6 protein-coding genes and 2 pseudogenes are annotated in these 8,773 nt (G+C 71.1%); 5 read left to right on the top strand and 3 right to left on the bottom strand.

Annotation, left to right across the window (positions count from 1 at the left end; all coding sequences use genetic code 11):
• Positions 1-103: 103 nt before the first annotated feature.
• Positions 104-370, bottom strand: a pseudogene (locus tag ACFW2E_RS15230) (peptide-N4-asparagine amidase); the annotation flags it as partial.
• Between the two features lie 169 nt (positions 371-539).
• Positions 540-1,274, bottom strand: a complete 735-nt coding sequence (locus tag ACFW2E_RS15235; protein WP_384466478.1) for a L,D-transpeptidase family protein — start codon at positions 1,272-1,274, stop codon at positions 540-542.
• A gap of 189 nt (positions 1,275-1,463) precedes the next feature.
• On the opposite strand from ACFW2E_RS15235, the gene ACFW2E_RS15240 reads away from it, so the two are divergent.
• The 5 genes and pseudogenes from ACFW2E_RS15240 (at position 1,464) to ACFW2E_RS15260 (ending at position 7,595) form a co-directional block, all read left to right on the top strand.
• On the top strand, positions 1,464-3,365 hold the full coding sequence (locus ACFW2E_RS15240; protein WP_384466480.1) for an ABC transporter transmembrane domain-containing protein: 1,902 nt from the start codon (positions 1,464-1,466) through the stop codon (positions 3,363-3,365).
• On the top strand, positions 3,362-5,143 hold the full coding sequence (locus tag ACFW2E_RS15245; protein WP_384466482.1) for an ABC transporter ATP-binding protein: 1,782 nt from the start codon (positions 3,362-3,364) through the stop codon (positions 5,141-5,143). Before ACFW2E_RS15240 ends, ACFW2E_RS15245 begins: the two co-directional genes overlap by 4 nt.
• Positions 5,144-5,785: 642 nt before the next feature.
• Positions 5,786-6,019, top strand: a pseudogene (locus ACFW2E_RS15250) (IS3 family transposase); the annotation flags it as partial.
• A gap of 160 nt (positions 6,020-6,179) precedes the next feature.
• Positions 6,180-6,671 (top strand): hypothetical protein, encoded by a 492-nt coding sequence (locus tag ACFW2E_RS15255; protein WP_384466483.1) that lies wholly within the window; start codon positions 6,180-6,182, stop codon positions 6,669-6,671.
• A gap of 357 nt (positions 6,672-7,028) precedes the next feature.
• The gene (locus tag ACFW2E_RS15260) at positions 7,029-7,595 is read left to right on the top strand and encodes a universal stress protein (RefSeq protein ID WP_384466485.1); all 567 of its coding nucleotides are present in this window, start codon (positions 7,029-7,031) and stop codon (positions 7,593-7,595) included.
• A 20-nt stretch (positions 7,596-7,615) separates the two neighbouring features.
• On the opposite strand, the gene ACFW2E_RS15265 is transcribed toward ACFW2E_RS15260, so the two are convergent.
• Positions 7,616-8,773 (bottom strand): sensor histidine kinase (locus ACFW2E_RS15265; RefSeq protein ID WP_384466487.1); only part of this gene is annotated, 1,158 nt, incomplete at its 5' end.

Below are 8,773 nucleotides of genomic sequence, written 5' to 3' on the forward strand. Positions count from 1 at the left end.
TGTGGGTCGCGGTGTCTCGGCGCCGCCTCTCGCCCCTCTCTGCGAGGGCGTGGGGGGGGGGGGCGGGGGGGTGTGCTCCGCGCCCCCGCCCCCCCCCACCCCCACCGACGTGAAGATAGCCGAGCCGGTCGAACTGGCGGCCCTTCACCTTGCCGTCGAGGCGCAGGACGACCTTGCTCCAGTGGTCGCCGCAGCCGTCCGGCGGCGCGTAGGTGCCCTTGTACGGGGTGAAGTCGCGGAACCGGGCCTCGGCGAGCGTGACCCGGCAGGATCTGGTGTCCGGCCGGGCGACCGGCGGGGCGGCGGTGACCGGATCGTGCCAGTCGGTGCCGAACTCGGCGGGGACGGCGGCCGATCGGGCGGAGGCGGAGTGCGCGGGGGCGAAGTGTGCGGGCGCGGAATGCGCGGAGGCGGCCCCCGTCCCAAGGAGGGTGCTCGCCAGGAGGGTCGCTCCGGCAAGCATGAACATGACTAACCGGCTTCTCATGGCCGGTGTTCTACGGGGCGTGAGGCCCTCCTCGCAACGGCCCCTGCCCGGATCAGGCCTTCAGGTCGGCCCGGTCCCCCATGACCACCACGGGATTCCGGTCCGGATCCAGCGTACGCAGCAGGTACTCCATGTCGGACTTGGACATGCTGACGCATCCCGACGTACCGCTGCCGTGGTCCATGTGCAGCCAGATGCTGCCGCCCTTCTCCTCCCCCTCGGGGCGCTCCGGGTTGTTCGGCGGGGTTCCCTTGACGCGGTTGTAGTCGATGGCGATGACGTAGTCGAAGTCGTGCCAGTGCGACTTGGCCCACCAGTGCGGGGCGGCGAAGGCGGGGTCCCGTGTGTAGGGCAGCCGGGCACCGGGATCCTTCAGCACCCCGCCGGCGTCGGTGAGCGTGAACACACCGACGGGGCTGCGGCGGTCGCCCGAGCGGTGAGCGGTGGTCCAGCCCCGCTTGCCGTTGTGCCCGGACCAACTGCGAATCCGATGCCAGGCCTTGCCCTGCCTGGCGTAGAGCACGACCGTGGAGGCCGCCGAGTCCTTGCCCTTGCCGTAGACCGCCACGACCTGGTCGGAATCGGCCGGAATCCGCCGCTGGAGCTTGTCGCCGACATCCGGGATGCGCGTGAGGTCCTCGCTGGCGGGGCGGGGCTGCCCGGCCTGACCCGAGGGCGCCGGATCGCTCTTGCCGCCCCCCGGCGAGCCGCACGCGGCCAGAGCCGTCAGAAGAGTTCCGAAGGCCGCCACCGCGACCGCCACACGCCGTACACCGTCGATCCGCACCGAGGCATCCTGGCACGGGCACCTGCCGATTGCGCAATCCCGCGGACATCACACCGCAAAGGGGACGCGCTGCGACCTTGCCGGTTCTGTACGGCGGCCTGGAAAACCGTTTGCCTTCGACCACGCTCCGAGGCGAACCTTTCACGGCTTGTCGCCACTCCCCCACCTGACACGAGCCACTGGGACGTCATGCAGATCCAAGACCTTCCGTATCCGGACCCGGGCGTACCGGACGCGCGCTCGGGTCCACGACTGCTGTGGTGGCTGGGGCGAAACCAGTTGGGCGGCCAACTGAAGTCGCTGGCCTGGGGCCTGCTGCACTTCGTGTCCGTCTCCGCGCTGCCGTTCTGCGTCGGCCTCGCCGTCCAGGCCGTCGTCGAGTCCTCCGGCACCCGGCTGGCCCTGGCCGGCGCGCTCATGGCGCTGTGCGGTACGGGCATCGCCGTCGGCGACACCTTCCTGCACCGGGCGGCCGTCACCAACTGGATCACGGCGGCCGCCCGTGTCCAGCAGCTCCTCGCCCGCAAGGCCGCACAGCTGGGCTCGGCTCTGACCCGGCGGGTCGCGGCCGGTGAGGTGGTGGCCGTCTCGACCGGCGACGTGGAGAAGATCGGCTGGTTCGTCGAGGCCGTGTCGCGCTTCACCGCGGCCGCGCTCACGGTGGTCGTGGTCTGCGTCGGCCTGCTCGTCTACCAGCCCGCTCTCGGCGTGGTCGTCGCGGTCGGCCTGCCCGCGCTGGCACTCGCGGTGCTGCCGCTGCTGCCGAGGGCGACCCGGCGCGCCGACTTCCAGCGTGAGAAGGCAGGCCGGGCCACCGAGCTGGCCTCGGACACCGTCGCCGGTCTGCGCGTACTGCGCGGGATCGGCGGCGAGGAACTGTTCCTCGACCGCTACCGCCGCGCCTCGCAGGAGGTACGGCACGCGGCCGTGCGCAGCGCCCGGATGTGGTCCCTGATCTCCGCGATCCAGGTGCTGCTGCCGGGCCTGCTGCTGATCGCGGTCGTCTGGCACGGCGTGCACCTGGCCCGCCAGGGGCGCATCACCGTGGGCGAACTGGTCACCGTATACAGCGCGGTCATGGTCCTCTCCTACCCCTTGCGCCACTTCGAGGAAATCGCCATGGCCTATTCGTTCTCACGCCCGTCGGCCAGACGCGCGGCGCGCGTGCTGTCCCTGGAGCGGGCCACGGACGCCGGGGGATCACGCGAGGCCGTTCCGCCGTCGGGCGACCTGTACGACCCGGCCACCGGACTGCTGGCGCCCGGCGGCCGGTTCACCGCCGTGGTGTGCGGCGACCCCGACGCGGCGGGACGGCTCGCCGAAAGGCTCGGCGGCCACCCCGCCGAGGCCGGTCCGTCGGTCCTGCTCGGCGGCGTGCCGCTCGACGAACTCCCCCTCGGCTCCGCGCGCGCGGCCGTCCTCGTCCAGGACAAGGACCCGGTGCTGCTCTCCGGCTCGCTGCGTGAGCTGCTCGACGTGCCCGCCTCCGGCGACGTGCGGCCCGAGGAGGCACTGGCGGCCGCACAGTGCGCGGACGTCCTGGAAGCGCTCGTGCAGGGCTCCTTGAACACGGACGACCCGATGGACGCCCGGATCACCGAACGCGGACGCTCGCTGTCGGGCGGCCAGCGCCAGCGGCTCGCGCTGGCCCGGTCCCTGATCACCGACCCCGAGGTGCTCGTCCTGGACGAGCCGACCTCCGCCGTCGACTCGCACACCGAGGCACGGATCGCGCAGGGGGTGCGACGGCTGCGGACGGGACGCACGACCGTGGTGTTCACCTCGTCGCCGCTCCTCCTGGACCGCGCCGACCGGGTCGTCCTGGTGCACGAGGGCGAGGTCGTCACGGTCGGCGTGCACCGCGAACTGGTCCGCACGGAGCCCCGGTACCGCGCGGTCGTGACCCGCGAGACCGAGGACGAGACCACCACTCGCGGCAAACCGGACACCGAGGCCGCCCGGCCGGACACGGTGCCCGAATCGGCGCCCCTGCGAAAGGCGTTGGACGACGGGGCGGCCCTGCGGGGAGCACCGGACGAGAACGGGGCAGCCCTGCGGGGCGCGCTGGAAGAGATCGAGGAGAGCGCATGATCGGCGTTGCGCCGCCGGCGTACGACCCGGCGGCCCCGACGACGGCCACCACCCTGCCCGTCGGCGCGACCGCGACCGTGCGCGCCTACGTGGCCGAACTGTTCCGGCGGCACCGCCGTGCCTTCCTGCTCCTCGTCGCCGTCAACGCCGTGGCCGTGGTCGCCTCCATGGCGGGCCCCTACCTGCTGGGCGGCCTCGTCGAGAGGGTCTCCGACGGCGCACGGGAGCTCCATCTGGGCCTGACCACCGGGGTCTTCGTGCTCGCACTGACCGTGCAGACCGTGTTCGTACGCGAAGTGCGGCTGCGCGGCGCGATGCTCGGCGAGCGGATGCTGGCCGACCTGCGCGAGGACTTCCTCGTCCGGTCCGTCGGGCTGCCGCCGGGCGTCCTGGAACGCGCGGGCACCGGCGACCTGCTCTCCCGCATCACCACCGACATCGACCGGCTCGCCAACGCCATGCGCGAGGCGGTGCCACAGCTGGCGATCGGCGTCGTGTGGGTCGTGCTGCTGCTCGGCGGGCTGGTCGTCACCGCACCACCGCTGGCGGCGGCCGTGCTCCTCGCCGTGCCGGTCCTGGTCCTCGGGTGCCGCTGGTACTTCCGGCGGGCGCCGTCCGGCTACCGCTCGGAGGCCGCGGGATACGCCGCCGTGGCCGCCGCGCTGGCCGAGACCGTCGACGCCGGCCGCACCGTCGAGGCCCACCGCCTCGGCGACTGCCGCACCGCCCTGTCGGAGCGCCGGATCAAGGAGTGGACCGCCTGGGAGCGGTACACCCTGTGGCTGCGGTCCGTGCTCTTCCCTGTCATCAACGTCGTGCACGTCCTGGTGCTCGGCTCGGTCCTGATGGTCGGCGGATTCTTCGTCCTGCACGACTGGATCGACGTGGGCCGGCTGACGACCGGCGCGCTCATCGCCCAGATGCTCGTCGACCCGGTGAACCTCATCCTGCGCTGGTACGACGAGGTCCAGGTGGCCCAGGTGTCGCTGGCCCGCCTGGTCGGCGTGCGGGACATCGAGCCGGACACGGGGGACACCTCCTTGGCCCCCGACGGCCGGGACGTGCACGCGCAAGAGGTGCACTTCGGCTACCGCGAGGGCGTCGACGTCCTGCGCAAGGTGTCCCTGGAGGTCGCACCGGGCACCCGGCTCGCCCTGGTCGGCCCGTCGGGCGCGGGGAAGTCCACGCTGGGCAGGCTCCTCGCGGGCATCTACGCACCCCGTGACGGCCGGATCACCCTGGGTGGCGCCGAGCTGTCCCGGATGCCCGCGGAACAGGTCCGCTCGCACGTCGCCCTCGTGAACCAGGAGCACCACGTCTTCGTGGGTTCCCTGCGTGACAATCTCCTCCTCGCCCGCACGGACGCCGTGGACGCCGAGTTGTGGGCGGCCCTGGGCGCGGTCGACGCGGACGCGTGGGCGCGGGCGCTGGAGGACGGACTCGACACGGAGGTCGGCTCGGGCGGGCAGGCGCTCACCCCGGCCCAGGCCCAGCAGATCGCGCTGGCCCGGCTGGTCCTGGCCGACCCGCACACGCTGGTCCTGGACGAGGCGACCTCGCTCCTGGACCCGCGGGCGGCCCGTCATCTGGAGCGCTCCCTGGCCCGTGTGCTCGACGGCCGCACGGTCGTGGCCATCGCGCACCGGCTGCACACCGCCCACGACGCCGATGTCATCGCCGTCGTCGAGGACGGCCGCATCTGCGAGCTCGGCAGTCACGACCAGCTGGTCGCCGCGGACGGTGCCTACGCGGCACTGTGGCGGTCCTGGCACGGGTGACCGGAGGAACGGGGTCGCCTGTAGGATCCGCGACTCGATGCGCATTGCAGGTGCTTGATGCGCACCTGATGTCCAAATCCAGGATCTCGTGCGCAACGACTTCACTCTGTAACTGTCACCTTTGGGCCTGATGCGATCTTCCGGCAGTAGGCCGCGTTGGTTGCCGCATACGTTCGGCGGCATGGCAATGTGGAGGGCAGATAAGGCATTCGGCAGACGACAGGGTCTCAACGGGCCGGTCCAGCACGTGGGCACTTCGGCCCTACGCCGGCAACATCAGTGGCGCCTGCCTCGCGACGACGGCTCCGCCTGTCTGAAGCAGGACGCCTGATGCTGTGGACGCCCACCCGCATCCCGATCTCCCTGCCGCCCCTTCCCGGGGAAGCTCTGGAGAGCTGGATCAGCGGCTACGCGCGGCGTTTGAATATCGCGAGCAATGCTTTCGTTGAGTACGCAGGCCTCCGAGGAGTTACACCCCAGCAGCTGGCGCTGCAGCCGACCGAGCACGAGGCCGCTGCGCTTGGAATGACCTGCCCCACCTCTCAGGTTCCAGTTCTGCTCGCTGACTGACGGCCTTCACGAAAGGCTGCCGGACATGCCCCGCGCCTACCCCGCCGAGTTCCGCGCCCGCGCCATCGCATTGGTGCGGTCGGAGACGGCCTGGACAACGCGATGATGGAGTCGTTCTGGTCCTCGATGCAGATCGAGCTGTTGAACCGCAAACGGTGGAAGACCCGTATCGAGTTGGCGAACGCGATCTTCGAGTACATCGAGGTATTCCACAATCGACAGCGGCGCCACTCAGCACTGGGCTACCGCACCCCGATCGAGTACGAACTACTCTCCGAACAAGACACCATCCACGCCACCAGTTAGCCACCGCAGCTGGAACCCAAACTGTGGGGCAGGTCAAACCTGTCACCCAAACCTGCAGCAGACCCAGTTCTCCAAGTACTCCGTCGTAGAGGTCGACGTCGAGCCGCATCGGGACTCGCGGCCCGAGAGCCTGCGGCCGGACCTCGACACCCTCAAGATCGTGGGCGCCGTACCGCCGGGTGGCGACTGGAGGGACCGGTACAAGTACGTCGAGCCGCTCGTCGCACCATCCCTGTGTGCGATCAAGAGGGACCAGGAGGAACGCGGGACCTCGCTCGGCGCCTTCCGACCCACGGAGATCAGCTTCCGGCTGACGGCGGCCGAGCCCTGGTCCGAGTCGAAAGCCGCGCTGGCCGACCAACTCGACCTCTTCGAGCAAGACCTGGCCCCGCTTCAGTGGGTGCCTCTGGACTTTCGGTACCGCTTCCGCTGCGCGGATGACGACTGCCCCACGCACGACATGGCGCTGAAGGACTGGGAGGCCGGCGCGTCGTACCGCAAGTTCCTGCGCAAGTACGGCGAAGGCTTCGTACAGGAGAAGCTACGCCAGCGGTGGTACGACCTGGTCTTCACCCCTGACCGTGCCGTCCACTTCTTCGTCGGCAATATCGCGGCCCACCCCAGGACATTCATGCTCCTGGGTCTGTTCTAACCGAAGGCGAATGTCGTCCAGTACGTCCAGGACAGCCTCTTCGGTGACTGACTCGCGGAGCTGTCGGAGAGGGAGAGTGGCCCCGGACGGCGGGGAGGCGGGCCGGGGCTCGTCGTCGACGCTAGGCCCGTGGCGTGGGTCCGGGACGGCTCCTGACGGGACGCTGACGCCGAACGGGGCAGCCCTGACGGGATGTTGACGTGCCTGGTGCGCAGTTGGGACATGCACCGTCAGAAGCGTGCCAAGAAGTGGCGTGCGGGCTGTTCAACGCCTCTGAGCAGGAGTGAGATGGAAGGAGTCTCCTGGAGGGCCGCCGGCGGAACCGTCCGTCGGCCGTGTGAGCAGAACGGTGAAGTGATGTCCGAGTCCGGCGCGATCTCAGCCCCTCGTGTCGTGGTGGGAGTCAGCGGTTCGCCGGGGAGTCTGACCGCCCTGTGCCGGGCCGTCGAGGAGGCCCGTCGGCGGGGAGCCGAGCTGTGGCCGGTGCTGGCCTGGGAACCGCCCGAGGGGGACCTCCCCGCACGCCGGTCCCCGTACGCGTCATTCATGGTCGACGAGTTGCAGCGCCGGGCCCGGGAGAAGCTGGTCACCGCCCTCGGGGAGGTGTTCGGTGTCGATGGGCCGGCCCTTCCCATGCGGGCCCTCGTCGCTCGCGGCGCTCCGGGATGGACGCTGGTGGAGATCGCCGATGGCGAGGGGGACGTCCTGGTCATCGGTGCCGGGCGACGCGGGCGGCTGCGCCGTGCGCTGCGGCCTTCGGTGAGCCGGTACTGCCTCGCCCACGCCACCTGCCCGGTCCTGGCCGTGCCACCCTCGCCGCTGGAGGCGGGGCTCAGGGCCGTGCACCGTCGGAACGTCCTGGGACTGCGGCTGGACATGCGGCGGGCACGGAAGGAGTTCGAGACAGTACCGCCCGTCGCCTGAGGCTCCCGGCGCTCGGCCGCTCACGTCGTGACCGCGGGCGCACGATCGAGCTGCTCCGGGCGGCGTTGGGGTGCAGTCGGAAGGCTGAGCACCATGGTCAAGCCGCCGCCGGGAGTGTCCTCGGCGTTGAGCGTGCCGCCGATCGCCTCCGCGAAGCCGCGGGCCACCGCCAGGCCGAGGCCGACTCCGGCGCCGCTCGGTGAGTCGCCGTAGCGCTGGAAGGGTTCGAAGATGCGGGACTTGGCCTCGTCCGGTACGCCGGGGCCGCGGTCGACGACACGGACCTCGACCCGGTCGGCGATGGCGCTGGCTGAGACCAGGACCCGCTCTGCCGGCGGGCTGTACTTGACGGCGTTCTCCACGACGTTGGCGACCGAGCGTTCCAACAGGCCGCGGTCGACGTCGACCATCGGCAGGGTTTCCGGGATGTCCAGCTCGACGCTGTCCTCCGGGACTCCGCCCAGCGCCATCGGGATCACCTCGTCCAGGTCGGTCTCGCGGATGATCGGCGTGACGGTGCCGGTCTGCAGGCGGGACATGTCGAGCAGGTTGCCGACGAGATGGTCGAGGCGGTCGGCGCCCTCCTCGATAGCCTCCAAGAGTTCGGCCTGGTCCTGCGGCGACCATTCGACGTCGTCCGAGCGCAGGGACGTGACCGCCGCCTTGATCCCGGCCAGCGGGGTGCGCAGGTCGTGGCTGACGGCGGCCAGTAGGGCGGTGCGGATGCGGTTGCCCTCGGCCAGTTCCTTCGCCTCGTCCGCCTTCTGTTGCAGGCGCTGGCGGTCCAGGACGACGGCGGCCTGGGCGGCGAAGGCGGCCAGCACGCGGCGGTCCTCGGCCGGCAGCACGCGGCCGGAGAGGGCGAGAGACATGTGGTCGCCGACCGGGACGTCGACATCCGCGTCGTCGGGCGTGGCGCAGGGGCGGGGGCCGATGCTGCCGGCGCAGGTCCAGGGGGCGACGTCGTTCTCGCGTTCCAGCAGGGCCGCCGACTCCATGCCGAAGGTCTCGCGGACTCGGTCCAGGAGCGCCTCCAGGGTGGTTTCGCCCCGCAGGACGTTGCCGGCGAGGAAGGAGAGGATCTCCGACTCTGCGCGGAGCCGGGCCGCCTGGTGGGTCCGGCGGGCGGCCAGGTCCACCACGGACGCCACGGACACGGCGACCCCGAAGAACACCGC

The organism is Streptomyces sp. NPDC058964 (assembly GCF_042741275.1).
Classification (GTDB): domain Bacteria; phylum Actinomycetota; class Actinomycetes; order Streptomycetales; family Streptomycetaceae; genus Streptomyces.

What these genes read in the sequence shown, in the direction of transcription:
- ACFW2E_RS15240 (WP_384466480.1), top strand. Translation starts at nt 1,464, where the DNA reads ATGCAGATCCAAGACCTTCCGTATCCGGACCCGGGCGTACCGGACGCG.
- ACFW2E_RS15245 (WP_384466482.1), top strand. Translation starts at nt 3,362, where the DNA reads ATGATCGGCGTTGCGCCGCCGGCGTACGACCCGGCGGCCCCGACGACG.
- ACFW2E_RS15260 (WP_384466485.1), top strand. Translation starts at nt 7,029, where the DNA reads ATGTCCGAGTCCGGCGCGATCTCAGCCCCTCGTGTCGTGGTGGGAGTC.